At 70.1% G+C, this 26,300-nt stretch carries 27 protein-coding genes; 13 read left to right on the top strand and 14 right to left on the bottom strand.

The window, feature by feature from the left end; all coding sequences use genetic code 11:
- Positions 1 to 14: 14 nt before the first annotated feature.
- Complete coding sequence (locus ACTWQR_RS33750) at positions 15 to 428, bottom strand: VOC family protein (RefSeq protein WP_443231006.1); 414 nt, start codon at positions 426 to 428, stop codon at positions 15 to 17.
- Between the two features lie 747 nt (positions 429 to 1,175).
- Here ACTWQR_RS33750 and ACTWQR_RS33745 point away from each other — a divergent pair.
- The 3 genes from ACTWQR_RS33745 to ACTWQR_RS33735 all read left to right on the top strand — a co-directional run bounded on the left by ACTWQR_RS33745 (position 1,176) and on the right by ACTWQR_RS33735 (position 4,315).
- Positions 1,176 to 2,774, top strand: a complete 1,599-nt coding sequence (locus ACTWQR_RS33745) for an ABC-F family ATP-binding cassette domain-containing protein (RefSeq protein ID WP_443231005.1) — start codon at positions 1,176 to 1,178, stop codon at positions 2,772 to 2,774.
- A 396-nt stretch (positions 2,775 to 3,170) separates the two neighbouring features.
- Positions 3,171 to 3,392, top strand: a complete 222-nt coding sequence (locus ACTWQR_RS33740; RefSeq protein WP_006123601.1) for a helix-turn-helix domain-containing protein — start codon at positions 3,171 to 3,173, stop codon at positions 3,390 to 3,392.
- 131 nt (positions 3,393 to 3,523) lie between these two features.
- On the top strand, positions 3,524 to 4,315 hold the full coding sequence (locus ACTWQR_RS33735; RefSeq protein ID WP_443231004.1) for an enoyl-CoA hydratase/isomerase family protein: 792 nt from the start codon (positions 3,524 to 3,526) through the stop codon (positions 4,313 to 4,315).
- A gap of 145 nt (positions 4,316 to 4,460) precedes the next feature.
- On the opposite strand, the gene ACTWQR_RS33730 is transcribed toward ACTWQR_RS33735, so the two are convergent.
- Positions 4,461 to 5,231: a nucleopolyhedrovirus P10 family protein gene (locus tag ACTWQR_RS33730; RefSeq protein ID WP_443231003.1), complete on the bottom strand. Its 771-nt coding sequence runs from the start codon at positions 5,229 to 5,231 to the stop codon at positions 4,461 to 4,463.
- Between the two features lie 86 nt (positions 5,232 to 5,317).
- Here ACTWQR_RS33730 and ACTWQR_RS33725 point away from each other — a divergent pair, with 86 nt between their 5' ends.
- The 5 genes from ACTWQR_RS33725 to amaP all read left to right on the top strand — a co-directional run bounded on the left by ACTWQR_RS33725 (position 5,318) and on the right by amaP (position 7,814).
- Positions 5,318 to 5,812, top strand: coding sequence for an Asp23/Gls24 family envelope stress response protein (locus ACTWQR_RS33725; protein WP_443231002.1), 495 nt, complete (start codon positions 5,318 to 5,320; stop codon positions 5,810 to 5,812).
- Between the two features lie 44 nt (positions 5,813 to 5,856).
- Positions 5,857 to 6,051 (top strand): hypothetical protein, encoded by a 195-nt coding sequence (locus tag ACTWQR_RS33720; protein ID WP_443231001.1) that lies wholly within the window; start codon positions 5,857 to 5,859, stop codon positions 6,049 to 6,051.
- Positions 6,052 to 6,188: 137 nt separating this feature from the next.
- Positions 6,189 to 6,548, top strand: coding sequence for a hypothetical protein (locus ACTWQR_RS33715; protein ID WP_443231030.1), 360 nt, complete (start codon positions 6,189 to 6,191; stop codon positions 6,546 to 6,548).
- Positions 6,545 to 7,231, top strand: coding sequence for a DUF6286 domain-containing protein (locus ACTWQR_RS33710; RefSeq protein WP_443231000.1), 687 nt, complete (start codon positions 6,545 to 6,547; stop codon positions 7,229 to 7,231). The genes ACTWQR_RS33715 and ACTWQR_RS33710 overlap by 4 nt, the downstream gene beginning before the upstream one ends.
- Positions 7,232 to 7,235: 4 nt before the next feature.
- Positions 7,236 to 7,814: an alkaline shock response membrane anchor protein AmaP gene (amaP, locus tag ACTWQR_RS33705; protein WP_443230999.1), complete on the top strand. Its 579-nt coding sequence runs from the start codon at positions 7,236 to 7,238 to the stop codon at positions 7,812 to 7,814.
- A 73-nt stretch (positions 7,815 to 7,887) separates the two neighbouring features.
- On the opposite strand, the gene ACTWQR_RS33700 is transcribed toward amaP, so the two are convergent.
- From ACTWQR_RS33700 to ACTWQR_RS33680, 5 genes are all read right to left on the bottom strand, one after another.
- The gene (locus ACTWQR_RS33700; RefSeq protein ID WP_443230998.1) at positions 7,888 to 8,643 is read right to left on the bottom strand and encodes an SDR family oxidoreductase; all 756 of its coding nucleotides are present in this window, start codon (positions 8,641 to 8,643) and stop codon (positions 7,888 to 7,890) included.
- 5 nt (positions 8,644 to 8,648) lie between these two features.
- The gene (locus tag ACTWQR_RS33695) at positions 8,649 to 10,502 is read right to left on the bottom strand and encodes a glycoside hydrolase family 15 protein (protein ID WP_443230997.1); all 1,854 of its coding nucleotides are present in this window, start codon (positions 10,500 to 10,502) and stop codon (positions 8,649 to 8,651) included.
- 55 nt (positions 10,503 to 10,557) lie between these two features.
- Entirely contained in the window at positions 10,558 to 11,349 is a 792-nt protein-coding gene (locus ACTWQR_RS33690) for an SURF1 family cytochrome oxidase biogenesis protein (protein ID WP_443230996.1), read from the bottom strand.
- A gap of 207 nt (positions 11,350 to 11,556) precedes the next feature.
- Positions 11,557 to 11,790 (bottom strand): hypothetical protein, encoded by a 234-nt coding sequence (locus ACTWQR_RS33685; RefSeq protein WP_443230995.1) that lies wholly within the window; start codon positions 11,788 to 11,790, stop codon positions 11,557 to 11,559.
- Positions 11,791 to 11,911: 121 nt separating this feature from the next.
- Positions 11,912 to 12,907 carry a DEDDh family exonuclease gene (locus ACTWQR_RS33680; protein ID WP_443230994.1) on the bottom strand — a complete coding sequence of 332 codons (996 nt, stop codon included), beginning with the start codon at positions 12,905 to 12,907 and terminating at the stop codon, positions 11,912 to 11,914.
- Between the two features lie 249 nt (positions 12,908 to 13,156).
- Here ACTWQR_RS33680 and ACTWQR_RS33675 point away from each other — a divergent pair, with 249 nt between their 5' ends.
- Both ACTWQR_RS33675 and ACTWQR_RS33670 read left to right on the top strand, forming a co-directional pair.
- Positions 13,157 to 14,026, top strand: coding sequence for a sterol desaturase family protein (locus tag ACTWQR_RS33675; RefSeq protein ID WP_443230993.1), 870 nt, complete (start codon positions 13,157 to 13,159; stop codon positions 14,024 to 14,026).
- A complete protein-coding gene (locus tag ACTWQR_RS33670; RefSeq protein WP_443230992.1) occupies positions 14,023 to 14,712 on the top strand; it encodes a lysoplasmalogenase in 690 nt (229 codons plus the stop codon). The genes ACTWQR_RS33675 and ACTWQR_RS33670 overlap by 4 nt, the downstream gene beginning before the upstream one ends.
- Here ACTWQR_RS33670 and ACTWQR_RS33665 read toward each other — a convergent pair.
- From ACTWQR_RS33665 to ACTWQR_RS33650, 4 genes are all read right to left on the bottom strand, one after another.
- Entirely contained in the window at positions 14,681 to 15,715 is a 1,035-nt protein-coding gene (locus ACTWQR_RS33665; RefSeq protein WP_443230991.1) for a CopD family protein, read from the bottom strand. The genes ACTWQR_RS33670 and ACTWQR_RS33665 overlap by 32 nt on opposite strands.
- 107 nt (positions 15,716 to 15,822) lie before the next feature.
- Entirely contained in the window at positions 15,823 to 16,053 is a 231-nt protein-coding gene (locus tag ACTWQR_RS33660; RefSeq protein WP_443230990.1) for a hypothetical protein, read from the bottom strand.
- Positions 16,054 to 16,238: 185 nt separating this feature from the next.
- Entirely contained in the window at positions 16,239 to 17,780 is a 1,542-nt protein-coding gene (locus tag ACTWQR_RS33655) for a S8 family peptidase (RefSeq protein WP_443230989.1), read from the bottom strand.
- 119 nt (positions 17,781 to 17,899) lie between these two features.
- Complete coding sequence (locus ACTWQR_RS33650; RefSeq protein ID WP_443230988.1) at positions 17,900 to 19,423, bottom strand: S8 family peptidase; 1,524 nt, start codon at positions 19,421 to 19,423, stop codon at positions 17,900 to 17,902.
- 406 nt (positions 19,424 to 19,829) lie between these two features.
- On the opposite strand from ACTWQR_RS33650, the gene ACTWQR_RS33645 reads away from it, so the two are divergent.
- From ACTWQR_RS33645 to moaA, 3 genes are all read left to right on the top strand, one after another.
- On the top strand, positions 19,830 to 20,186 hold the full coding sequence (locus tag ACTWQR_RS33645; protein WP_443230987.1) for a DUF485 domain-containing protein: 357 nt from the start codon (positions 19,830 to 19,832) through the stop codon (positions 20,184 to 20,186).
- Entirely contained in the window at positions 20,183 to 21,832 is a 1,650-nt protein-coding gene (locus tag ACTWQR_RS33640; protein ID WP_443230986.1) for a solute symporter family protein, read from the top strand. Before ACTWQR_RS33645 ends, ACTWQR_RS33640 begins: the two co-directional genes overlap by 4 nt.
- 176 nt (positions 21,833 to 22,008) lie before the next feature.
- Complete coding sequence (moaA, locus tag ACTWQR_RS33635) at positions 22,009 to 22,998, top strand: GTP 3',8-cyclase MoaA (protein ID WP_443230985.1); 990 nt, start codon at positions 22,009 to 22,011, stop codon at positions 22,996 to 22,998.
- Between the two features lie 129 nt (positions 22,999 to 23,127).
- On the opposite strand, the gene ACTWQR_RS33630 is transcribed toward moaA, so the two are convergent.
- Genes ACTWQR_RS33630 through ACTWQR_RS33620 form a run of 3 tightly spaced genes read right to left on the bottom strand, consistent with a single transcriptional unit; the run spans position 23,128 to position 26,246 of the window.
- On the bottom strand, positions 23,128 to 23,370 hold the full coding sequence (locus tag ACTWQR_RS33630) for a hypothetical protein (protein ID WP_443230984.1): 243 nt from the start codon (positions 23,368 to 23,370) through the stop codon (positions 23,128 to 23,130).
- Between the two features lie 47 nt (positions 23,371 to 23,417).
- Entirely contained in the window at positions 23,418 to 24,992 is a 1,575-nt protein-coding gene (locus ACTWQR_RS33625) for an AbgT family transporter (RefSeq protein WP_443230983.1), read from the bottom strand.
- A gap of 12 nt (positions 24,993 to 25,004) precedes the next feature.
- Positions 25,005 to 26,246 (bottom strand): amidohydrolase family protein, encoded by a 1,242-nt coding sequence (locus tag ACTWQR_RS33620; protein WP_443230982.1) that lies wholly within the window; start codon positions 26,244 to 26,246, stop codon positions 25,005 to 25,007.
- Positions 26,247 to 26,300: the final 54 nt, after the last annotated feature.

Genomic DNA, 26,300 nt, shown 5'->3' with positions numbered 1-26,300 from the left:
CTTGACCCGGGGGGTCAGGCCCCCAGCTCCGGGGTGTACGTGCCGAAGCTCCAGATATTGCCCTCGATGTCCCGGGCCATGTAGTCCCGCGACCCGTAGTCCTGGTCCGTCGGGGGCATCAGGATCTCGGCTCCGTGGTCGACGGCCCGCTGGTGGTGCGCGTCCACGTCGTCCACGACGACGTACACCCCGGTGTGGCCCGCGCCCTTCATCGCCTCGTCGAAGCGGCCGCCGCGGCCCTTGGAACCGAGCATCACCGCGCCGTTCCCCTGCACCAGCTCCGCGTGCATCACCGTGCCGCCCTCGCCCTCGTACACCGACGCCTCGGTGAAGCCGAAAGCCTCCGTGAGCTGCCTGATCGCGGCCTTGGCGTCCGCGTACAGCAGCGTCGGATAGATGCTCGGACTCCGGCCGCCGATCCCTGCCATGCCGACCACTCCCTCTCGTTCCGCCGTCGGAAAACTGCCGAATCATGACCTGTTCCACAGTCTTGCACCCGGCACTGACAACGCCCCGCCGAGCGGGATCCAGGCGGCCCCGCCCGGGATTCGGCCGCTCAGCGGAAGCCCGAGAGGGCTGCCACCCCTCGCTGTGCTCCCCACTGCGGGGGCGCCATCACGCTCTGGGACGACGAACTGGTCGCGGACACCACTCGTCGCGACGCCACTGGTCAGGGACACCACTGGTCAGGGACACCATCCGGGGCATCGTCCACTGGCACCGGACCCTCGCCGGCGCCGCCGACCGGCTCGTGGCCCGAGGCGGCGTCGGCGCACTCCCGGCTCGACCGTGTGCATGCTCGCCGTCGTCACCCCGCAGTGCGACGCCACGTACCGCACCACCACCGACGGCGATCTGCGCCGGGTGCCGCCCGCCGGCCGGGGCCGCCCTTGGTGCCCGCGCGTGCGATGCGTCACGCGATGGAGCTCCTGCCCGCGCGGCCCCGCGCGGGAACCTCCTGGACGGCCCAGCTCATCGCCGTGGACGACCTCGGCCGGATCGCCCCGGCCGCACTCCGTTGGGCAATGAGCGTCACAGTCCCGAACACCCGCACGCAGCCAATTTGGTTGCACGGCCCCGTTAGACTTGGCCCATGGCCATTCTCCTCGCGCATTAGACGGCGTGAACGACCTCAGCCGCCCACTCCGTCATCGACCCTGCCCAGGAGTCTGTCCGTGATTTCCGCTTCCGGTATCGAGTTGCGTGCCGGCGCCCGCATCCTCATCGAGTCCGCCACCTTCCGTATCGCCAAGGGCGACCGCATCGGACTGGTCGGCCGCAACGGCGCGGGGAAGACGACCCTCACCAAGGTCCTCGCCGGCGAGGGCACACCCGCCGGGGGCAACGTCACCCGCTCCGGCGAGGTCGGCTACCTCCCGCAGGACCCGCGCACCGGCGACCTCGACCAGCTCGCCGGCGACCGCATCCTGTCCGCGCGCGGCCTGGACACCCTGATCCGCAAGATGCGGGAGAACGAGCAGCGCATCGCCAACGGCTCGGGCGCCACCCGGGACAAGGCGATGCGGCAGTACGAGCGCCAGGAGACCGAGTTCCTCACCAAGGGCGGGTACTCCGCCGAGGCCGAGGCCGCCACCATCGCCGCCGCGCTCAACCTGCCAGACCGCGTGCTCGGCCAGCCCCTCCATACGCTCTCCGGCGGTCAGCGCCGCCGTATCGAGCTGGCGCGGATCCTGTTCTCCGACGCGGACACCCTGCTCCTCGACGAGCCCACCAACCACCTCGACGCCGACTCGATCGTCTGGCTGCGCGACTACCTGAAGACCTACCGCGGCGGCTTCATCGTGATCTCCCACGACGTCGACCTGGTCGAGACGGTCGTCAACAAGGTGTTCTACCTGGACGCCAACCGCTCCCAGATCGACGTCTACAACATGGGCTGGAAGCTCTACCAGCAGCAGCGCGAGGCCGACGAGAAGCGCCGCAAGCGTGAGCGGCAGAACGCCGAGAAGAAGGCCGCCACGCTGCACTCGCAGGCCGACAAGATGCGCGCCAAGGCCACCAAGACCGTCGCCGCGCAGAACATGGCCCGCCGTGCCGACAAGCTGCTGGCCGGTCTGGATGCCGTGCGGAAGGCGGACAAGGTCGCCAAGCTGCGCTTCCCCGAGCCGTCCCCGTGCGGCAAGACCCCGCTCATGGCGGAGGGGCTGTCGAAGTCGTACGGCTCCCTGGAGATCTTCACCGACGTCGACCTGGCCATCGACAAGGGCTCGCGCGTCGTCATCCTCGGCCTCAACGGCGCCGGAAAGACGACCCTTCTGAAGCTGCTCGGCGGCGTCGAGAAGCCCGACACCGGAAACATCATCGAGGGCCACGGCCTCAAGCTCGGTTACTACGCGCAGGAGCACGAGACCCTCGACCCGAAGCGCACGGTCCTGGAGAACATGCGCTCCGCCGCCCCCGATCTTGACCTCGTCGAGGTCCGCAAGACACTCGGCTCGTTCCTGTTCTCCGGCGACGACGTCGACAAGCCGGCGGGTGTCCTCTCCGGCGGCGAGAAGACCCGCCTCGCGCTCGCGACCCTGGTGGTCTCCTCCGCGAACGTCCTCCTCCTCGACGAGCCGACGAACAACCTCGACCCGGCCAGCCGCGAGGAGATCCTCGGCGCGCTGCAGACCTACAAGGGCGCCGTCGTCCTCGTCACCCACGACGAGGGCGCCGTCGAGGCACTCCAGCCGGAGCGGATCATCCTGCTGCCGGACGGCGTCGAGGACCTGTGGGGCTCGGACTACGCGGACCTGGTGGCCCTCGCCTGAGCCATGAGCCCTGAACCCTCGGCTCTTCTTCCGCCCTGAGCCCGGGGTCAGCCGCGCTTGATCGAATGACTGATCCACTGCGTATGGATCATTCGGCCGATCCGTGATCCATCATCTGTGTGAGATCTCCTCGTACCGAGGTGTGTCCTACATCGATTTCGTGGCCGGGCCCTTCGCTCCCGAGGCTCTGGCCGTCGCGCCTCGCTGACCTGGACCTTCGTCGATGAACCCGTTCGGCCGTACGGACGCGGACGTCCGGAATGTCAAATTCCGCTCGTGGGGACGGACTCCCCCCGCTCAAAGCTTGTCCTACGGACCTTGCCGAATGGGTGGCCAGGAAGCTCTTGAGGGGTGATCATGAGAAGTCCAGAGCGCACTTCCCATGAGGAGGCACGGGTGGCCGAGACTCTGAAGAAGGGCAGCCGGGTGACCGGCGCCGCGCGCGACAAGCTCGCGGCAGACCTGAAGAAGAAGTACGACTCCGGTGCGAGTATCCGGGCGCTGGCCGAAGAGACCGGCCGCTCGTATGGCTTTGTGCACCGGATGCTCAGTGAGTCGGGCGTCACGCTTCGTGGGCGTGGCGGAGCGACGCGAGGCAAGAAGGCCGCGTCGGCCTGACGCCGGGCGGCTCCTCGTACCTCGATGGTGGCCACCCGGTCGGTCGATTGACCGCCCGGGTGGTTACTGTGCAGTCACTTAAGGGTGTGCCCGTACGGCACTCCCTCTGACCGCACCCATCGGAGGGCCCCATGGCTTCGTTCGACCCGCTGCTCGACAAGGACGGCGTACGGCTCACCGTCGACGACGCGATCGCCACGGTGACGCTGGCCAACCCGGCCAAGCGCAACGCGCAGAGCCCCGCTCTGTGGCGGGCGTTGGCCGAGGCGGGGCAACTCCTGCCGGGCACCGTCCGGGTTGTCGTGCTGCGCGCCGAAGGCAAGTCCTTCTCCGCGGGGCTCGACCGGCAGGCGTTCACGCCCGAGGGTTTCGACGGCGAGCCGTCCTTCATCGATCTCGCACGCGGTTCCGACGCCGAGCTCGACGCGACCATCGCCGGGTACCAGGAGGGTTTCACCTGGTGGCGACGGAGCGACATCGTGTCCATCGCGGCCGTGCAAGGGCATGCCATCGGGGCGGGCTTCCAGCTCGCGCTCGCCTGTGACCTGCGCGTCGTCGCCGACGACGTGCAGTTCGCCATGCGCGAGACCAGTCTGGGCCTCGTACCGGACCTCACGGGGACGCATCCGCTGGTCGGGCTCGTGGGGTACGCCCGGGCGCTGGAGATCTGTGCGACGGGGCGGTTCGTGTCGGCCGAGGAGGCGGAGCGGACCGGGCTCGCCAACCTTGCTGTGCCCGCTGACCAGCTTGACGGTGCCGTCCGGGATCTGGCGGCGGCGCTTCTGGCTGCGCCGCGGGACGCTCTTATTGAGACCAAGGCCTTGCTCCAGGGGGCCGTGGACCGTACGTATGCGGATCAGCGGGTTGCGGAACGGGCGGCGCAGGGGCGGCGACTGCGGGATCTGGCTGGGGTCGGTGACTAGCGCTCCGCGGGGCGCGGGGTGTCGTTGCGCTCCGCGCGAGGGACGTGCCGAGGGCGGTGCGTGATGTGCGGGTCGGTGGGGGCTGATCGCGCAGTTCCCCGCGCCCCTTAAGGGCGCGTCTGACGGAGCGCGATTGACGCAGGGGTCAGCCCGTCACTGCTGTGACCAGTACGGCCACGGTTGGGTGGTCCGGGAGTGCATCGGTGACCGTCGTTCGGACGGCTCGGGCCACCTCCAGCGTGCGTTCGGCCGCCCGGACCTCGATCTCCACGCGGACGTGGCGGCGTGGAAGGGCGGTATCGCCTGGCCGCTCCTCGATGTGCACCGCCCGGCCCAGGCCGCCGAGTGCGCGGGTCAGGCGGGTCACGCCCGGGACGGACAGTGCGGCGGCGGCCACCCGGGACTCGTCGGTGTCCGGCTCAGGCTCTTCGGCGGGCTGTCGATCGTCAGGGTGTACGTCTTCCTCGTCCTGCGCTGTCACGTCCTGCCCTGTGACGTCCTGCGCCGTGACGTCCGTGTCCAGCAAGCCCGTCACCCGGAGATCCACCTCCGTGACCGTCAGCCCGAGCCGCTCCGTCGACACCGAGACAAGGGCCGCGCGCAGGCGGGACGCGGTGGTCGGGAGTGGTTCGCCGGGCGTGAGCGTGGCCGCGAACTCCGCGCTGATCCGGAGCGGCCCGGGCGGCAGCGCGCTGGGCGGAGGCGGTACGGCGGCCTCGTACACGTCCTCCGGATCGGTGAGCGAGAGCCTTAGCGAGCCGAGGCGTACGCCCGGCACGTTGTCTGTCGCGCGGCGCAGTGCCGAGACGGCCGCCCGCTCCGTGATCCACGCGCCGTCGCGCGGGCCGCCCAAGGGCACCAGCCGACCAAGGCCGAGCTGATGCCGAACCACCTCTGTCCATCGATCCGCCGTCATTGCCCCAGCCTGCCGCATCCCCGGCGCGCGACCGGGCAACGCCGCTTAGTGTGGGCAAAGGGGCCAACCGAAAGGGACGAACGGCGATGACCGACATGACTCAGCGGGAGCGGCCGGAGACCCCCCAGGGTGAGCAGCCGGACCCGCAGCAGACCAGGAAGACCAATGTGACCAAGCGCGGCGGTGGCGATCCGGCCACCCGGGGGCGTACCACCATCGCCGACGGCGTGGTCGAGAAGATCGCCGGGCTCGCCGCCCGCGACGTCCTCGGCGTCCACGCGATGGGCAGCGGGCTCTCGCGGACCTTCGGCGCGGTACGCGACCGGGTCCCCGGCGGCGGCGCGAAGTCCGCCACGCGCGGTGTCAAGGCAGAGGTCGGCGAACTGCAGACCGCGCTCGACCTGGAGATCGTCGTCGAGTACGGCGTGTCCATCGGCGATGTCGCCCGTGCCGTGCGGGAGAACGTCATCGCGGCCGTCGAGCGGATGACGAGCCTGGAGGTCGTCGAGGTCAACATCGCGGTCAGCGACGTCAAGCTGCCGGAAGAAGAGGAAGAGGAGCCGGAGACCCGGCTCCAGTGAAAGCCGTATCGGCGACCCGCCGGAGACCTGCTGAGGAGCGCACCATGAGCATGGCCGTGATCGGCATGATCGCCGGAATGGCGCTGGGCTTCGCCGGGTACTTCGGCGGGTTCGGTGCCTTCCTCCTGGTGGCGGCGCTGGGCGCCATCGGGTTCGTCGTGGGCCGATACCTGGAGGGGGACCTGGACCCCGGTGACTTCTTCCGCACCCGCGGCACGCGCGACGACCGGCGCCGGTGACGCACGTGTCGAGCGAGTCCGCTCCGGCCGGTGCGTCCGCTGCGGCCGGTGCGTCCGCTGCGGCCGGTGGGTCGGCTGCGGCCGGTGCGTCCGCTGCGGCCGGTGGGTCGGCTGCGGCCGGTGGGTCCGGTGCGGGCATCCGGTCGGGCAGCCCCGGCCGGGCCGTCGCGCCGGCCGAGCGCGGTGCGACCCGGATCGCCGACCGGGTCGTCGCGAAGATCGCCGCACGCGCGGCGCGTGAGGCCCTCGACGCGCCGCCGCCCGACGCCGTACCCCCGCACGCCTCCGTCGTCGTGCACCACGGCGTCGCCCGCGTCCGGGTCAGTCTCGAACTCGACTATCCCTCCGACATCGGCGGCCAGTGCGGTGCCGTGCGTCGTCAAGTTGCCCAGCGGGTAGAGACGTTGGCGGGGATGCAGGTGCCCGAGGTCGCTGTCCAGGTGGAGCGGCTGCATTCGGCACAGGCGCGTGGCGCGGCACTCGGGAGGATCCAATGAGCGAGCCCCAGGGCTCCGAGAGCACCCGGCAACTGCCCGTCATCGACGAGGCGATCGAGAAGGCGCCCGAGACCGAACTCGGCCAGTCCGCGTCCGCGGCGGACTACGAACCGCTGCCGACCCTCGACGACACCGACGACGGGGAGGGCCGCTTCTGGTCGGCGCGCCGCGTCCCGGCGGGCGTCCTCGCCCTGCTGGTCCTGGCCGGCGTGGGTCTCCTGCTGTACGACGTCGCCGCCGTGCGTGCCGACCGGTCGGCCATGCGGTGGCGCAGGTCCCTGGCCCGCGAACTCGCCGAGCGGCCCCTCGACGACACCTGGGTGCTCGTCGGCGCCGGGGTCGCCACGGCCCTCGGCGTCTGGCTGCTCGTGCTCGCCGCGACCCCCGGCCTGCGCGATGTCCTGCCGATGCGGCGCGCCCAGGCCGACGTACGGGCCGGACTGCACCGGGGCGCGGCCGCCATGGTGCTCCGCGACCGGGCCATGGAGGTGTCCGGTGTGCGGTCGGTGCGGGTCAGCATGGGGCGTACGAAGGTCGATGTCCGCGCCGTGTCGCACTTCCGTGAACTGGACGACGTACGTGCCGACTTGGACGCCGCGCTGGCCGACGGCATCAGGGGACTCGGGCTCGCCCGGCGCCCGGCGCTGTCGGTGCATGTAGCGCGGCCGGGCCGGAAGGGATGAGCCGATGCTGAGGATCGTGAACCGTGTTCTGCTGGGCCTGGCGGGCCTGGTCCTTGTCGTGCTCGGCGGTTCCGTGCTGGCGGTCGGCCTCGGCGCGAAGCCGCCCTCGTGGTGGATCCACGACGGGCGGCAGGACGTGCTGCTGAGCGACGCGGACCGGACGCGGTGGCGGGACGACGGCTGGTGGTGGCCCACCGTCATCGCCGTACTCGCCGTGGTCGTGCTGCTCGCCCTGTGGTGGCTGACGGCCGTGCTGCGGCGGCGCCGGCTCGCCGAGGTGCTCGTCGACACCGGCGACGGCGAGGGCGCGCTGCTGCGCGGGCGGGCGCTGGAGGGCGTACTGGCCAGTGAGGCGGGGGCGTTGGACGGGGTCGAGCGTGCGCAGGTGGCGCTCACCGGGCGGCGCAGCTTCCCCGAGGCGCGCGTCCAGCTGCTCCTGGAACCGCACGCCGGTCCAGGGGACGCGCTGCACCGCCTGACGGCGGAGGCGCTCGCCCACGCGCGGGACTCGGCCGGGCTGGCGTCACTCCCGGCGGAGGTCCGGCTGCGCGGGGTCAAACACCGTGCGGAAAGGGTCAGCTGAAGGCGCCCCAAAGGGGCGCGGGGAACTGCGCGCTCAGCCCCCACTGCCCGCAGACACACAACAACCCCGCCGTTCAGAACCCGTGCCGAGCCCCACCATCAACAGGAACCATGATCCCCGTCAGATAAGACGCAGCCGGAGACAACAAAAACGCGGCCGTCCGCCCGAACTCCTCCGGCGTGCCGTACCGACGGAGCGGAATCCGCGACTCGTTGGCCGCCCGCGTCGCCTCGGGATCCGCGGAGTACCCGTCCAACTCGCGCACGCGGTCCGTGTCGATACGGGCCGGGAGCACGCCGACAACACGGATGCCGCGCGGGCCGAGCTCGTCCGAGAGCGACTTGGCGAAGCCCGCGAGACCGGGACGCAGGCCGTTGGAGATGGTCAGGCCCGGGATCGGCTCGTGCACCGAACCGGAGAGTACGAAGCCGATGACGCCGCCCTCGCCCAGCTCCGCGGCCGCCGCGCGAGCCAGCCGCACCGCGCCCAGGAAGACGGACTCGAACGCCGACTGCCACTGCTCGTCCGTGTTGTCGGCGACGAAGCCGGGCGGCGGGCCGCCGACGCTGATCAGGATGCCGTCGAAGCCGCCGAAGTACTCGCGGGCGGCCGCGATCAGGTTCTCCGGGGCCGCCGGATCGGCGTTGGCCACGGCGACGCCGTGCGCGTTCGGGCCGAGCGCAGTCGCGGCCTCGGCCACCGTCTTCTCGTCGCGCCCCGTGATGATCACCTTCGCGCCGTCGGCGACGAGTTCACGCGCGGAGGCGTGGCCCAGGCCGCGCGTTGCTCCGGTGACGACGTAGACACGGTCCTTCAGTCCAAGATCCATGGTCTCTATCCTGCCCCCTCCTCGTCGGGGCCTTCATCCTGCCCCTCAGCCTCTCCTCCGTCCTCCCCCTCATCGTCTCCCTCCCCGTCCTCACCGAACAGGGCGAGGGCGGTGCCCACCAGGCCGATATGGCTGAACGCCTGCGGGAAGTTGCCGAGTTGGCCGCCGCCCACGGGGTCGTACTCCTCCGCCAGCAGCCCCACGTCGTTGCAGAGCGAGACGAGGCGCTCGAACAATTCGCGCGCCTCCTTCTTGCGCCCGGTCATGTGCAGCGCGTCCGCCAGCCAGAACGAGCAGACCAGGAACGTGCCCTCGCGGCCCGGCAGCCCGTCGATGACCGTCTGCTCCGAGCTGTAGCGGCGCAGAAAACCCTCGCTCCCGAGCTCGTCGCGCACCGCGTCGATCGTCCCCACCACCCGCGGGTCGTCCGGCGGCAGAAAGCCGAGACGGGGGATGAGCAGCAGTGCGGCGTCCAGTTCGCGGGAACCGTATGACTGCGTGAAGGTGTTCCGCTCGGGGTCGTAGCCGCGCTCGCACACCTCGCGGTGCACCTCGTCGCGCATCGCCCGCCAGCGGTCCGCGTCGCCGCGCAGGCCGGGAGTCTCCTCCAGCGCGCGAACGGTGCGGTCGGCGGCCACCCACGCCATCACCTTCGAGTGCACGAACTGGCGGCGTGGGCCTCGTACTTCCCACAGTCCCTCGTCCGGCTCGCGCCAGTGCGACCGCAGGAATTCCATCAGGGCCAGCCGCAGACGCCACATGTGCGGCTTGACGGGCAGGCCCGCGTCGTGCGCGAGCGTGAGGGAGTCGACGACCTCGCCGTACACGTCGAGCTGCAACTGCCGTACGGCGTCGTTGCCGATCCGGACCGGCGTCGAGCCGCGGAATCCCGGCAGCCACGGCAGCTCGTACTCGGGGATCCGCCGCTCGCCCGCCAGGCCGTACATGATCTGCAGGTCCGCCGGGTCGCCCGCGGCCGCGCGCAGCAGCCAGTCGCGCCAGGCCTCGGCCTCGTCCTGGTAGCCGCAGGCGAGCAACGCGCCCAGGGTGAGCGTGGAGTCGCGCAGCCAGCAGTAGCGGTAGTCCCAGTTGCGTACGCCCCCGAGTTCCTCGGGGAGCGAGGTCGTGGGGGCCGCGACGATGCCGCCGGTCGGAGCGTACGTGAGGGCCTTGAGGGTGATCAGGGAGCGGATGACCGCGTCCCGGTGCGGGCCGGCGTAGCGGCAGCGGCCCGCCCACCTCTGCCAGTCGTCGAGGCTCGTGGCCAGCGACTCGTGCGGGTCGACGAGCGGGGGGCGCGGCTCGTGCGAGGGGTGCCAGGTCAGTACGAAGGCGACCTTCTCGCCCTCGGCGATCGTGAACTCGGAGTGCGTGCCGAAGTCCTTGCCCCAGGTGCGCACGGCGGGTTCGCTGCGCAGCCACACCGAGTCCGGGCCCGCGACGGCCACGCGATGGCTGTCGGCCTTGCGCATCCAGGGCACGACCGAGCCGTAGTCGAAGCGCAGCCGCAGCGTGCTGCGTACGGTCACCCGGCCCTTGACGCCTTCGACGATCCGTACGACGTCGGGGGCGCGGTCACGCTGCGGCATCAGATCGGTGACCCGTACCGTGCCGTCCTCGGTCTCCCACTCCGTGTCGAGGACGAGGGAGTCGGGCCGGTACGCCCGCCGGGTGCAGGCGTCCGCTCCCATCGGAGCGACCCGCCAGTGCCCGTTCTCCTCGTCCCCCAGCAGCTTCGCGAAGCAGGCCGCCGAGTCGAACCGTGGTAGGCAAAGCCAGTCGATCGACCCGTCCCGCCCGACCAGGGCGGCGGTCTGGTGGTCACCGATGAGTGCGTAGTCCTCGATGGATGGGTGCACGCGTGCCGGGTTCCCGGCACCCGGGGTGATTACTCCGGGCGGCGTGGCGCGTCGGCTACACGGCGGCTGGTTCCGCCTCCGGCGTGGCCTCCGCGGTGGCCGCCTCCGCCCGGTCCCGGCGCTCGCGGCGGACCAGGATGACCCAGCCCACGGGGACGCCCGCGGCGAACAGCCACCACTGGACGGCGTACGCCATATGGGGACCGATGCTGCCGTGGTCGGGCTCCGCGAGCAGCTCGGGGCTGTCGCCCTTGGGCTCGGGCGAGGTCATCTCGATGTAGCCGCCGAGGACCTTCTTGCCGAGGAGCTTCGCCTGCTGCTCGCTGTTGATGAGCATGACCTGGCGGTCGGGGAGGCCGCTGAGGTCCTTGATGCCGCTCTCGCCGGTCGTCTCATCGGCCATCAGCCGGCCGGTGACGGTGATCTCGCCCTTCGCGGGTGCGGGGATCTTCGGGAACTCGGTCTGCACGCCGTTCGCCGGAATCCAGCCGCGGTTGACCATGAGGACGCGGCCGTCGTCCAGGACGAAGGGGGTCAGCACGTGGAAGCCGACCTTGTCGTCGGAGTTGGTGCGGCGGCGGACGACGACCTCGTGCGCGGTGTCGAAGGTGCCCTTCGCGGTGACCCGGCGGTACAGCTCGTCATGGTTGACCGCACGGCCCGGCGCGGTGAGCGACTCGGCGGGCACCGGCTTCGCCGACAGCGAGTCGGAGATCACCTGGTTCAGCGCGACCCGGTTCTCGTGCCGGTGCAGCTGCCAGTAGCCCAGCTCGATCATCGTCGGGATGAGCGCGAGCGTGATGAGGGTGAGGATCACCCACTGCCGGGACAACAGGAAGCGGTACACCTCATTGACGGTACCCCGTACAAAACGGCCCTCGACGGGAGGGTCCCGTCGAGGGCCGCAACCCCGCAGAGGCGGGGACCACATGACCGACTTGTACGGTTGTGGGGTCTACCGCGGATCACCCCCGCGTCGGCGGGGATCAAGGATTTGTGCGTTGCCGCGGCACGAGGTGCAACGACGAGTCCGCTTCCACGGTTACGTGCGGGCTCAGACCTTGTCGACGATTCCCGTCCTCCCCTCGGCGCGGGCGCAGTGCGCTCCGCAGTACCAATGGCCCTCGACCTCGACCCCCTGGCCGATGATCTGGACGCGACAGTGTTCGCAGATGGGCGCCATGCGGTGGATGGCGCAGGAGAAGCAGTCGAAGACGTGCACCGCGCCCTGCGCGTGCACCTCGAACGACATGCCGTAGTCGTTTCCGCAGACCTCGCAACGTGCCATGCGCCACAGGGTGGGCCGCCAGGGCGGTACGGGCGAGCGGTCGCCGGGCGAGTCGCCCGCCAATCACCCGTACGACCGGATGTCCGCGCTCACCCGCAGGCCCTGAGGCCTGGACGTCCGCTCACGCCTCCGACGCCGGCTCCACGTCCCGCAGCAGCTGTCCGAACGCCGCCTCGTCGACGACCGGGGTGCCGAACTGGCGTGCCTTGACCACCTTGGACGTACCGGAGTCCGGATCGTTCGTGACGAGGAGGCTGGTGAGTCGGGACAGGCTCGTCGCGACGTGCAGACCGGCCTCGACGGCGCGGTCCTCCAAGAGCTCGCGTTCGACCGAGGTGTCCCCGGAGAAGGCGATGCGCATGCCCTGCTTGAGCGGCTTGTCCGGTACGTACCGCCCAGGGTTGGGATACGGGCAGGCGGGCCGCTTGCGTGAGGGTCGCCAACTCCCGGACGGATAGCCACCGCCCGATCCGCCGCCGGACTGCCGCCCGATCCGCGGTACCGCCCGGTCCGACCACTCCGTCAGTGGCCGGCACTCCAGCAGCGGCAGCCGCACGCCGTCGCGCGCGGCGGCCCGCAGGCTCGGCCGGAACGCCTCGGCCAGCACGCGCGCGTCGTCCAGGGCGTGGTGCGCACGCTGCTGTACGACGCCGAAGTGGGCCGCGAGCGACTCCAGTTTGTGGTTGGCCAGTGGCAGGCCCAGCTCCTTGGACAGCGCGATGGTGCACAGCCGCTGACGGACCGGCGCCTCGCGCTCCGCACGCGCGTACTCCCGGGCGATCATCGACCAGTCGAACACCGCGTTGTGCGCGACGAGCACGCGGCCGTCGAGCCGGGCCGCGAACTCCTCGGCGATGTCCGGGAAGAGGGGCGCCCCTTCGAGCATGTCGCTCGTCAGACCGTGGATCCACACCGGCCCCGGGTCCCGCTCCGGGTTGACCATCGTGTACCAGTGGTCCTCGACCTCGCCGAGCGCGTCCAGCCGGTAGACCGCGGCCGACACTATGCGGTCGTCGCGGGCCAGTCCTGTGGTTTCCACGTCGACGACCGCGTATCCCTGCGGATACGCGGCCGGCCAGGAGGCTTCGGACGCTGCGGTCGTACGGTCTTCGAGCATGGTCATTGAGGATAAAGGGCGTGACTGACAGTCCTGTCCCCGGAGTCGGTCCTCCTCGGCGGGTTGTGCGAACACGGGTCCCTTTTCTGACATCTGGTCAACCAGTGCGGTGGTCCTGGGAGAACGAGGATGTCGCGGTCTGCGCCGAGCCGTTTGGCGGAGATCACCAAGAAGTAAGCGCGTACCCCCGGTAATACTTGTGGGTAACAACGTCTGGTCGCGGCTGACCAGCGGTCCTACGGTTCACACATGCCGAACCTGCCCGATGTCGTGCTGTGGTCGATACCCGCCTTTTTGCTGCTCACCGTGATCGAGGTGGTGAGTGTCAGGGTCCATCCGGACGAGGATGCCGCGGGGTACGAGGCGAAGGATGCCGCGACGAGTGTCGGCATGGGGCTCGGCAGTCTGGTCTTCGACCTGCTGTGGAAGATTCCGATCGTCGCCATTTACACGGCCCTATATGAGCTGACACCACTGCGCGTGCCTGTTCTGTGGTGGACCGTGCCACTGATGTTGCTGGCGCAGGACTTCTTCTACTACTGGTCGCACCGCGGGCATCACGTGATCCGCATCCTCTGGGCCTGTCACGTCGTGCACCACTCCAGCCGGAAGTTCAACCTCACCACCGCACTGCGGCAGCCGTGGACGAGCTGGACCGTATGGCCGTTCTACGTCCCCCTCATCGCCCTCGGCGTGCACCCGGCCGCGCTCGCGTTCTGCTCGTCCACGAACCTCGTGTACCAGTTCTGGATCCACACCGAGCGCATAGACAAGCTGCCCCGGGCCTTCGAGGCCGTCTTCAACACGCCCTCGCACCACCGCGTACATCACGCCTCCCAAGGCGGATACCTCGACCGGAACTTCGGCGGAATCCTGATCGTCTGGGACCGGCTCTTCGGGTCGTTCGTCCCGGAGGCCGAGCGGCCGGTGTACGGGCTGACCAAGAACATCGACACGTACAACCCGCTACGGGTCGCCACGCACGAGTACGCCGCCATCGCCAGGGACCTGAGATCGGCGGGGAGTTGGCGGGAGCGGGCGGGCCGGGTGTTCCGCGGGCCGGGCTGGCAGCCGGTCCCGCCGGCTGAGAAGGCCGCGGTCACGGAGCCCGTCGCGTGAGACCACGCCACGCGCGCGTGCTGCTCGTTCCGTTCGGTCTGGTGGCGGTCGTGGACCTCGTCTCCCTGGCCACCGGGTACGACGCGGGGCATACGTCGGCCAAGCCCCTCCTGATGCCCCTGCTCGCCGCCTGCGTACTCGTACGCGGTGGGCCTCGGCTCCTCGTCGCCGCCCTGCTCTTCGGGTGGGGTGGCGATGTCCTACTGCTCTTCGACGCCGAGCCGGCCTTCCTCGCCGGGATGGCGTCCTTCGCGGCGGGCCACGTGTGCTACTTGCTGCTTTTCAAAAAGAGCACTCCACGCGCGCGTGGGCGGACCGGGACATGGCTCACGGCCGCCGCGTACGCCATCGCCCTCGTCGTCAGCGTCACCCTCCTGTGGCCCGGCCTCCCCACCGATCTCCGGGCCCCTGTCGTCGGCTACAGCCTGCTGCTGACGGCGATGGCGTACGGCGCCACGCGGCTCGGGTTCGTCGCGGGGCTCGGGGGTGTCCTCTTCCTGCTCTCGGACACGCTCATCGCCTCCGGCGTCGCCGGGTGGCCGCAGCTTCCGCGGCCCGACTTCTGGATCATACTCACCTATGTGACGGCGCAGTACCTGCTGGTCAGAGGAGTCATGGAGGTATCCGGTGCGCGTCCGGAGGTACTCCTGGATGTCACCAGCGGATCGGCACCGGCAGCGCCGTGAGTACGGCCGAGACCGCGACCACCACGCCCAGCACCACGACCTCCGCCCCCGCGGGGGAGTGGGCGGTGAGCGCGTCGGCCGCACGGCGCAGCCGGTGGCGGGCCCACAGGGCGAGGGCGGCGACGGTGAGCACGAGGAGCACCTTGGCGAGCAGGGTGCGCCCGTACGCCGTCGTCGTCAGTTGGTCCAGGACCGTGCCGGGCGGCATCCGGCGCAACGTGCTCCACACCCCTGTCGCGGTGATCGCGGCGAGCAGGACGGCCGCCACGCGCGCGTAGAGGCCCAGCAACGCGATGCCCTCCCCGGGGGCACTGTTTCGCCACCGCCGCAGCATGCGCAGGACGTGCAGCAGGCCGCCCACCCACAGGGCGGCGCATGTCACATGAACGAGCGTCAGACCGGAGCCGACCAGCGGGCTCTGCTCCGTGACGGGGTGGGCGCGCAGTGCCTCCGCGACGGCCACCGCGGCCAGCGGCCATGCCTGGGTGGCCGGGCGGCGCGAGAGGGCGCACAGGCCCGCCACGACGAACGCGTTGACCTCCAGGAGCGCGAGCGTGCCGTCCCGGGTCTCGTAGAGGCCGCCGATATCCATGTCGGAGAGGCTGCGCGGCACCAGGTTGCCGGTGGCCACGACCGAGGCGAGGCCGAGCGCGGCGACGAAGCCGGCGGCGGCCGCGTAGGGGGCCCAGCTGCGGGGCGCGTCCTCCAGGGGTGCGCCCGGCACCCTGTGCGCCAGCCGGGTGGCGAAGAGTTCGCCCGCCGAGACGCAGACCGCCGCGAACAGGACCGTCCGCAGTAGCGCGATCCCGCCGACTCCGGGCGCGGCGGCCTCGCCCGTGCCGCGGAGCGCGGTGGGCGGCCCGAGCAGCGGAATCAGTGCGGCGAGGGCCACCAGGGCGAGGAGGGCGACGGCACGACGCACGACGGCCGCGCCCACCCGGGACGCGCCCGCCTCGTCACTCGCCTCGTCACCCGTGTCGGCAATCGGTCTGATCGAACTCACCTCAAGATCTTCACCAGTCTTCACAGATCCGGGCAAGTCCTGGAAAAAAACTGGCGGAACGGCATTCCGCCCATCCATACGCTTCCGACCGCCTTTGTGACTCAGGCTCAGGCCCACCGCGGGGAATCCGTACCCCAGGGGCCGGGCGGCCGCGACCAGTTCTCCGGCCCGCCCTCGAAGGAGACCGGCGGCCGTGCGTACCTCATCCGGCCGAGCTTGCCGACCGTCTCCGCGAGCCGGGGAGCGGGGTCATCGTACGAGGTGTCCGAGTTGTCGCAGGCGTACGGGGCGGGCGAGGTGTACGGGCCATGCGAGGCGTTGGACCTGAAACCGCTCATGAGCCACCTCGCCGTCCGCGCCAACGCCGGCCCGGCCGCACAACGGTCGAGACCCGCGAGAGCAGGGTCGACCCGGGGGTGCGACGGAAGGGCCGGGCGGATCCTTCCGCCCGGCCCGACCGCTCTCACTCGATCGTTCTCACCCGCGTCCTCAGACGACCGTCCTCAGACGATCAAAACGATCCCTACTTCGTCACCGCGTCCAGCGCGTCCGCGGTGCCCCAGCCGTAGAAGCCGTTGTAGTTCTTCGGGCCCTCGCAGACCGCGTCGACCTTGCCGTCGCCGTTGATGTCGTACGGGTCGGTGCACGCCGTGGCGTCGGCCTCGGCGTACAGCAGGGCCTTGACCAGCGAGGCCGGAGCCTTCGGGTGCGTCGACTTGATGAGCGCGGCGACGCCCGCCACGTGCGGGGACGCCATCGACGTACCGGCCATGTAGCCCCACTTGCCGCCCGGGATCGGGCCGAGGATGAGGCCGCTGGTGGCCGGCGGGGCCGGGGTCTGGTACGCCGTCGAGTCGCCGCCGGGAGCCGCGATGTCGATGACGCCCAGGCCGTGGTTGGAGAAGGACGACTTGATGCCCTTCGCGCCGGTCGCCGCGACCGTGACGACACCCGGCAGCTGGGTCGGGATGTCAAGGCACTCGGACGGGTCGATGACGCGATCCGACGGAGTCGAGTCGTTCGGCGAGACCGGGTCGGTGATCTCGTCCGCGGCGAGGTCGTAGTTCTCGTTGCCCGCCGCCGCGACGTTGACCGTGCCCTTCTTCTCCGCGTACTTCGACGCCCGGGTGATGGCCTCGACGAGGGCCTTCTGGTCCGGGTCGTCCTTGCAGTTGAAGTACCAAGGGTCGGTGTAATAGCTGTTGTTGGTGACGTCCACGCCGTGCTCGGCAGCCCACACGAAGCCGCAGACGACGGCCTCCGTGTAGAAGAAGCCGGCCGTCGTGGAGACCTTGATCCCGGAGACCTTCACGCCCGGCGCGACACCAGTGACGCCGACGCCGTTCTTGGCGGCCGCGATCTCTCCCGCGACATGCGTGCCGTGCGGGCTCTCGGCGGCGCTCGGCCGCCACGCCCCGTCGGTCGTGTCCGGCTTGCCCGTCACGCAGTTGACCGACGCGTCGCGGTCGAAGTTCGGCGCGATGTCGGGGTGCGTGTCGTCGACGCCGGTGTCGATGACGGCGACGGTGACCTTGTCGCTGCCGAGCGTCTTCTCGTGGGCCTTGTCCGCCTTGATGGCGGGCAGGTCCCACTGCAGGGGCTCCAACGGGTCCTGCCCGGCCTCCGCCTCGACGTCCGCGATCTGCTCCGAGGTGAGCACCTTGGGGGTGCCGACATCGGTCGTGGACTGCGCGGGCAGCGGCGCGGTGCGCGTCGAGCCCGCCGACTGAACGCCGCGCACCTCACGGATGGTCTTGGCGAAGTCGGCGTTCGACGAGTGGACGACGATCACGCCGATCTGGTCGTACGACGTCACGATCGTGCCGCCGGCCTTGGCGATGGCCTTCTTCACGTACGAGGAAGTGCCGTACCCGGGGCGGACGTTGACGACATAGCTGAGCGGGGTTGCCTCCGCCGAGACGTCCGCCGCGCTCAGTGGGGCAGGTTCGGCCGTCGGGGCGGCCGCCGACGCGTTGACGTTCGGCAGGAAGGCGAGGGCCGACGCCATGGCCATCCCCAGCGGGATCGCTATGACGCGACGGGAGCGCGTACGAGGCGCTGTCATGCTGTCTCCAGTTCGTTCGCTTGACGAGCTGTACGGGCCGTGCGAGCTGTGCGGGCGGTACGGGTCGTGCGGGACCGGTTCCGAAGATGGCACACGTCCGAAGTGGCGGACGGGACCGCCTACTTGACCGCCTTCAGCGCGTTGACGATTCCGTAACCGTAGAAGCCGTTCACCCGCGTGCCGCCCTCACACGTGGCGTCCTGCGTGCCGTTGCCGTCCTGGTCGTACGAGTCCGGGCAACCCGGGTTGTCCGCCTGGGCCTTGAGCAGCGCCTGCAGCTGGGCCGGAGTCGCCCACGGGTACTTGGACTTCAGGAGCGCGGCGACACCGGAGGCGTGCGGTGACGCCATCGACGTGCCCTGCAGGAAGCCGTACTGGTTGTTCGGCATCGTGGAGAGGATGCGGCCGTTCTTCGACGGGGTGTCCGGGATCTGGTAGAGCCGGTCACCACCGGGAGCGGCCACGTCGACAACACCCTTGCCGTATGTGGAGTAGTACGACTTGAGGCTGTTCACGCCCGTCGCGCTGACCGTGACGATGCCGGGCAGCTGGGTCGGCACGTCGAAGCACTCGTGCGGGTCGATCGTGCGGGTGACCGGGGTCGAGTCGTCGGGGCTGGTGTCGTCGACGATGGCGTCCGAGTCCAGGTCGTGGTTCGAGTTGCCGGCCGACGCGACGTGCAGGGTGCCCTTCTTCGTGGCGTACAGCTGGGCCCGGTTGACGGCGTCGACGATCGCCTTCTGGTCGGGGTCGTCCACGCAGTTGTAGAGCCAAGGGTCCACGTAGTAGCTGTTGTTCGTGATCTCGACGCCGTGGTCGGCTGCGAACACGAACGCGCAGACAACACTCTCCGGGTAGAAGAGTCCGTTGTCCGGGTCGCTGACCTTGATGCCGGAGACCTTCACGCCGGGCGCGACACCGGCGACGCCGATGTCGTTGCGGGCGGCGGCGATCTCACCGGCGACATGCGTGCCGTGGTAGTCGTCGGCGGTGTACGGACGCCAGGCGCCCTCGCTCGTGTCGGCCACGCCGCCCACGCAGTTGGCGGACTGCGACGCGGAGAAGTTCGGTGCCAGGTCCGGGTGGGTGTCGTCCACGCCCGTGTCGATGACGGCGACCGTCACCTTCTTGCTGCCCGGGTTGATCTTCGCGGCCTTGTCGGCGCCGATCGCGCGCAGGTCCCACTGGTCGGCCTCGAGGGGCTCGCTCTCCGGGACGGCGGCGGCCTCGACCTTGGCGGCCTCCGCGGCCGACAGATAGTCGGCGGCGCCCTCGTCGGTCGTCCCCGCCGCGGTCAGCGGCGTGGTGCGCGTGGCGCCCGCGGACTGCACGCCGCGTACGGCGCGTATCTCCTTGCCGAAGTCCGGGTTCGCCGAGTGGACGACGATGACGCCGATCTTGTCGTACGTGGTGACGACAGTGCCGTCGGCCTTCGCGATCGCCTTCTTCACCGACGCGATCGTGCCGCGGTCCGACTTGGTGTTGACCACGTACGCGAGGTTCGGACCGTCCGCCGACGTCGCGGCGGATGCGGCCGACGGAGCGGCGGAGGCGACACCCGGCAGGAAGCCGAGCGAGGCGGTGAGGGACAGCGCGACTGGCACGGCGAGAGCGAGACGGCGTCTGGAGCGCAGATGAGCCATGGGATCTCCACATCATCCGGAAACGGAACCGGCCCGAACACAGATGGTGCTCGGGCAGGTATCGGGCAGGTACATGACGGAATACTGCTTGGCCGAAGCTATCTCTCGTCGTCCCTGGCCAGCAATGACTTCCGGGGATGTCTTCGGAAAGACCGGCTACGACTTCGGAAAGAAGCGCCGGGAGTTGAACCGGTTCTCGCGTGGCTCCGTGACGTTGAGCAGGGAGCCCGAGCACCGTCGAGCCCCCTGTTCGGATCACGCCCGAGGGCCCTAGCATCGCCACTCGGCCCACGTGATCCACATCACCGCGAGGTCAGAAACAGCCATGTCCGTACCGAATTCGTCCCCCGACACCCCTGCGCCCCCGTCCAACGTCGCAACCGCACCCGCAACGCGAGGAGACTCCGTGGCTACCGACGCACCGCCCCCCTCGAAGGCCGAACCTCACTTCCCCACGACCGAGGAGTTCGTCGAGGTACAGGAGAGCGCTGAGTTCGGTGATCTGCGCCGCTCCCACCGCTCGTTCGCCTTTCCGCTGACCGTCGGCTTCATCGCCTGGTACCTGCTGTACGTCCTGCTGTCCAACTACGCGGGCGACTTCATGGGCACCAAGCTGTTCGGCAACATCAACGTCGCCTTCGTCTTCGGCATCGCCCAGTTCGTCAGTACGTTCCTCATCGCCTGGTGGTACTCCCGCCACGCCGCCGCGAAGCTCGACCCGAAGGCGGAAGCGATCAAGTCCCGGATGGAGGGCGGCGCATGAGCCCCGCGATCACCCAGGCCCAGCTCGCCACGAGTCAGGTCCAGCTCGCGGCGAACGAGGCCAGCGAGCACCGGCCGCTGATCATCTCCCTGTTCGCGGTCTTCGTCCTCGCGACGCTCGCCATCACCGTCTGGGCGGGCCGGCAGACCAAGGACGCCGCCGACTTCTACGCGGGCGGCCGCCAGTTCAGCGCCTTCCAGAACGGCCTCGCCGTCTCCGGCGACTACATGTCCGCCGCCTCGTTCCTCGGCATCGCGGGCGCCATCGCGCTCTTCGGATACGACGGCTTCCTGTACTCCATCGGCTTCCTCGTGGCCTGGCTCGTGGCGCTGCTCCTGGTCGCCGAACCGCTGCGCAACTCCGGCCGGTACACGATGGGCGACGTCCTCGCGTACCGCATGCGCCAGCGACCGGTGCGTACCGCCGCCGGCACCTCCACGATCGTCGTCTCGATCTTCTACCTGCTGGCGCAGATGGCCGGCGCGGGCGTCCTCGTCTCCCTGCTGCTCGGCATCACCACCGACGCCGGGAAGGTCGCCATCGTCGCCCTGGTCGGCGTCCTGATGATCGTGTACGTGACCATCGGCGGCATGAAGGGCACCACCTGGGTCCAGATGGTCAAGGCTGTGCTGCTCATCGGCGGCACCCTGCTCATCACCTTCCTGGTGCTGCTCAAGTTCAACTTCAACATCTCCGACCTGCTCGGCTCGGCGGCCGAGAACAGCGGCAAGGGCTCGGCGTTCCTCGAGCCCGGTCTGAAGTACGGCCTCACGACCACCTCGAAGATCGACTTCATCTCGCTGGGCATCGCGCTGGTGCTGGGCACCGCGGGCCTGCCGCACATCCTGATCCGCTTCTACACGGTGCCCAACGCCAAGGCCGCGCGGAAGTCCGTGAACTGGGCGATCGGCATCATCGGCGGCTTCTACCTGATGACCATCGCGCTCGGCTTCGGAGCGGCGGCGCTCATCTCCCAGAAGGAGATCACCGATTCCAACCCGGCGGGCAACACGGCCGCGCCACTGCTCGCGCTGCACATCGGCGGCGTCGATTCGGCGTGGGGCGCGATCCTGCTCGCCACCATCTCCGCGGTCGCCTTCGCCACGATCCTCGCGGTCGTCGCCGGCCTGACCCTGGCCTCGTCCTCGTCGTTCGCGCACGACATCTACGCGAACGTCATCAGGAGGGGCGAGGCAACCGAGAAGGAAGAGGTCAGGGCCGCCCGCTACGCGACGATCGGCATCGGCGTCGTCTCCATCGGCCTCGGCGCCCTCGCCCGCGACCTCAACGTCGCCGGTCTGGTCGCCCTCGCCTTCGCGGTCGCCGCGTCCGCCAACCTGCCGACCATCCTCTACAGCCTCTTCTGGAAGCGGTTCACCACCCAGGGCGCGCTGTGGTCGATCTACGGCGGTCTCACCACGGCGGTCGTACTGGTGCTGTTCTCGCCGGTCGTCTCGGGCAAGGCGAGCTCGATGTTCCCGGACGTCGACTTCCACTGGTTCCCGCTGGAGAACCCGGGCATCATCTCGATCCCGGTCGGCTTCCTGCTGGGCTGGCTCGGCACGATGATCTCCAAGGAGGAGCCGGACACCGCCAAGTACGCCGAGCTGGAGGTTCGCTCCCTCACGGGCACCGGAGCGCACTGAACCGTCCCGCTGAGCGGCCGCGTCGTAGATCCCTACGACGCGGCCGCGGCGCGTCTGGTGTGATCCTGGCCGCCGTTTTTGTCAGTCCCGTCACGTAGGCTCGCTGGTATCGGTCAGGCTGATCGCTCGGAGCAGTCCGACCCGCGTCCTGGTCCGTATCGAGGGAGGGGGCCCACGTGCTCATCGACACCTATGGCCGAGTGGCCACCGACCTGCGCGTCTCGCTGACCGACCGCTGCAACCTGCGGTGTACGTACTGCATGCCGGAGGAAGGCCTGCAGTGGCTGGCCAAGCCCGACCTGCTCACGGACGACGAGATCGTCCGTCTCATAGACATAGCCGTGACCCGGCTGGGCATCACCGAGGTCCGCTTCACCGGCGGTGAGCCTCTGCTGCGCCCCGGCATCGTGGGCATCGTGGAGCGCGTGGCCGCCCTGGAGCCGCGTCCCCAGACGTCTCTCACCACCAACGGCATCGGCCTCAAGCGCACGGCGACCGCCCTGAAGGCGGCAGGCCTGGACCGGGTCAACGTCTCGCTGGACACGCTCCGCCCGGACGTCTTCAAGACCCTCACCCGCCGCGACCGCCACAAGGACGTCCTCGAGGGCCTCGAAGCCGCCCGCGACGCCGGCCTGAACCCGGTCAAGGTCAACTCCGTGCTGATGCCGGGCCTCAATGACGACGAGGCCCCGGACCTGCTCGCCTGGGCCGTCGAGCACGACTACGAGCTGCGGTTCATCGAGCAGATGCCGCTGGACGCCCAGCACGGCTGGAAGCGCGAGGGCATGGTCACCGCGGGCGACATCCTCACCTCGCTGCGGACACGCTTCGAGCTGACGGCCGAGGGCTCCGACGAGCGTGGCTCGGCCCCGGCCGAGCGCTGGGTCGTGGACGGTGGTCCGCACCGGGTCGGTGTGATCGCCTCCGTCACCCGTCCGTTCTGCTCGGCCTGCGATCGCACGCGGCTGACGGCGGACGGGCAGGTCCGCACGTGCCTCTTCGCCCGCGAGGAGACCGACCTGCGGGCCGCGCTCCGCTCGGATGCGCCGGATGAAGAGGTTGCCCGTATCTGGCGGCTCGCCATGTGGGGGAAGAAGGCGGGAGCGGGTCTGGACGATCCGTCGTTCGTCCAGCCGGACAGGCCGATGTCGGCGATAGGTGGCTGATTGCTCAGCCCGCTGTCTTTGGCCCTCAGCACGGAGTCCGGTGTGAGTCTGCGGGCCGTCGTGGGCCGGTGGCGCCCACGCGGCGGAGCCGCAAATCGATACAGCCCCCCCGCGTCCCTAAGGGCTCGGCTACTCCGGCGACACCCATTCCTCCAGGCGCACCACGTCCTTCAAGAAGCCGCGTACGCCCAGGAACTGGGAAAGGTGCTCGCGGTGTTCCTCGCAGGCGAGCCACGTCTTGCGGCGTTCCGGGGTGTGCAGCTTCGGGTTGTTCCAGGCGAGCACCCACACCGCGTCGGCTCGGCAGGCCTTCGCGGAGCAGATGGGGGTGGCGGGGGAGGACGGTTCGGAGCCGGGGACGTTCAGAATCACGTCCCCGACCCTAACGCCCTTCACGTACCGGCCCCTTTCCCGACCCCTTACGGCATCTCGATCCCGGCCCCCGGCCCCAGCGGCAGATCGAACGCGTAGAAGATCCCGAGCACCGCCAGCCACGCCCCCAGGAACGGCACGACATAGATCGCGAGCCGCGACATCAGCGTGCCCAGCTGGGCCCCGGGCTCGTACCTCCGCATCAGCGCCAGCGAGAGGAACAGATAGGGGTTCAACGGCGTGATCATCTGCGTCGCCGAGTCCGCGATCCGGAACGCCGCCAGGGTCAGCGCCGGCGACATCCCGATCAGCATGAACGTCGGCACGAAGACGGGCGCCATCAGCGACCACAGCGCGGAACCGGACGAGATGAGCATGTTGAGCAGGCTCACCACCAGCACGAACAGGACCAGTGCGGTGAAGCCGGTGAGCCCCGCGGACTTGAGTAGCGCCGCGCACTTCACCGCCAACAGGGTGCCCACGTTGGACCAGTTGAAGACCGCGATGAACTGCGCGATGACCAGGATCAGCACGATGTAGGAGGACATCGAGGTGACCGACTCGCCCATCATCCTGGGCACGTCGTTCTTGTGCGTCACCGTGCGCGCCGCGACGCCGTACACCACACCCGCGATCATGAACGCCCCGAACAGCAGCGGCACGACGCCGCTCAGCACCGGCGACGGGATGAGCGCCCCGCCCTCGCCCCGCAGCGCGCTGCCCGGCACCAGCCAGGCGACGAGCACCACGGCCGCGTACACACCGACCGCCGCGGCGGACAGCAGCAGCCCGCGCCGCTGCTCCTTGCTGAGCTCGGTGGTCAGCGTCTCGCCGTCTTCCGGCGAATCCCCTTCCGCGGTGCCGTCCCCGGTGGGCGCCGGCAGCCGCGGCTCCAGTACCCGGGCCGTCAGGAACCCGCCGATGAGGGCGAGCAGCACGCTGGCCGAGGCGGTGAAGAAGTAGTTGACCAGCAGATGCGTGGGCGCGTCCTGGCCCATCGGCAGCGCGGCCGCGACCTCCTCGGTGATGCCCGCGTACAGCGCGTCCAGCGCACCCACCGTGAACCCCGCCGAATAGCCCGCGCACACGCAGGCGAAGGCCCCGACGAGTCCGGCCACCGGATTGCGCCCGGCGGTCTTGAAGGCGAGCGCGGCCAGCGGCGGGATCACCAGGATCGCGATGTCGCTCATCACGTGCCCCTGGGCGGCGACGAACGCCACCACGTACGGCAGCAGCCGCGCCGGGGCCCGCGCGATGGTCGCCTTGACCGCCGTCTCCAGCAGGCCCGTCCGCTCGGCGACCCCGACGGCCATCATCATCAGCAGGACGGTGCCGAGCGGCGGAAATCCGGTGAAGTTGGTCAGCGCGTTCTCGAGGAACCAGCTGACGCCCTCCCCGGTCAACAGCCCCTTGATCGCGAGGCGTTCGTCCGAACCGGGGACCGTCACTCCGGTGTTCGCCCACGCCAGCGCGGTGGAGACCAGCGCGAGGACCCCGAAGAGCGCGCCGAACAGGTAGAAGGGGTGCGGGAGTCGGTTGCCCAGGCGTTCCAACCCGCCCATGAGCCGGTCGAGTCTGCCGTTGCCGGCTGCCGGGGCCGGCGGAGTGAGGGTGTCCTGCACGGCGGTCGCCTTTCAGTCGGTGAGCGTGTTCTTGCGTACGACGCCCTGCTGGACCACGCACCGAATGTGCGCCGGCTCGGCCAGCAGGGAGATGTCGGCCAGCGGATCGCCGTCGCACACGACGATGTCGGCGGCCTTGCCGGGCTCCAGCGTCCCCAACCGCTCGTCGAGGCCCAGCAGTTCGGCGGCCACCCGGGTACCGGCCGCGATCGCGTCCATCGGGGACATCCCGAGCGACACGAGATGCATCAGCTCGCGCAGGTTCCGGCCGTGCGGGCAGATCGCGGCATCCGTCCCCATCGCGATCCGCAGCCCGTCCGCGATCGCGGCGGAGATGTTCTCCTTGGTGATCCCGGACCAGCGCATCTTCTTCGCGTAGTGGTAGGGCGCCATCGTCGCTTTGTCGATGCCGTCGAAGACCGTCGACAGCGTCGGTACGACGAACACGCCCCGTTCTCCGGCCAGTTCACGCGCCTCGGCGTCGAGGCCGTACCCGTGCTCGATGCTGGTGACGCCGCCCCGGACCGCGTTGAGGATGCCGGCCGTGCCCTGCGCGTGCGCGGCCACCGGACGCCCGCCGTGCCGCCGCACCTCGTCGACGACCGTGCGGATCTCCTCCTCGGTCAGCCCCTCGTCCTCGGGCTGGTCGTGCGGGCTGCCCATGCCGCCGGTCGCACAGAGCTTGATGACGTCGGCGCCGTCCCGCAGCAGCCGCCGTACCGCCTTGCGCACCTCGTCCGCGGTGTCGGCGATCTCGCCCACACCGCCGCTGGTGTCGACCCCGCCCGGGGTGGTGAAGTCGGCGTGCCCGCCCGTGTGCCCGATGATCCGGACCGCGGTGTGCAGTCGGGGCCCCTCGATCAGCCCCTCGGCCACCGAGGTGCGGAACCCGGAGGGCAGACCGCCGAGGTCACGCGCGGTGGTGACCCCCGCGTGCAGAGTCCGGCGCAGCCGCTCGGCGGTACGGAACGTCTCCACGGTCGGATCGGCGGCGAACCGGGTGCCCAGGTCCGCGCCGTGCTCCATGCCGAAGTGCACATGGCAGTCGATGAAACCCGGCAGTACGGTCCGGCCGGCCACATCCACGACCCGGACATCAGCGTCCGTGCCTGGGGCGCCCTCGGCGGGCCCCACGTGGACGAGATCGCCCTGCTCGTCCGTGACGACCACCCCGTCGCTCACGGGCGCGCGGTCGGTGCCGTCGACGATACGGGCGTTGATGATCTTCAGGGCCCCTGATGCCACGCTTGCCACTCCTCGTGCTGGTCATGCCGGTCACTGAGAGCGGTAGCCTCCGATCAGGGAGCA

The organism is Streptomyces sp. 2A115, from assembly GCF_052245575.1.
Lineage (GTDB): Bacteria > Actinomycetota > Actinomycetes > Streptomycetales > Streptomycetaceae > Streptomyces.
This window is presented reverse-complemented; position numbering and strand designations above follow the sequence as displayed.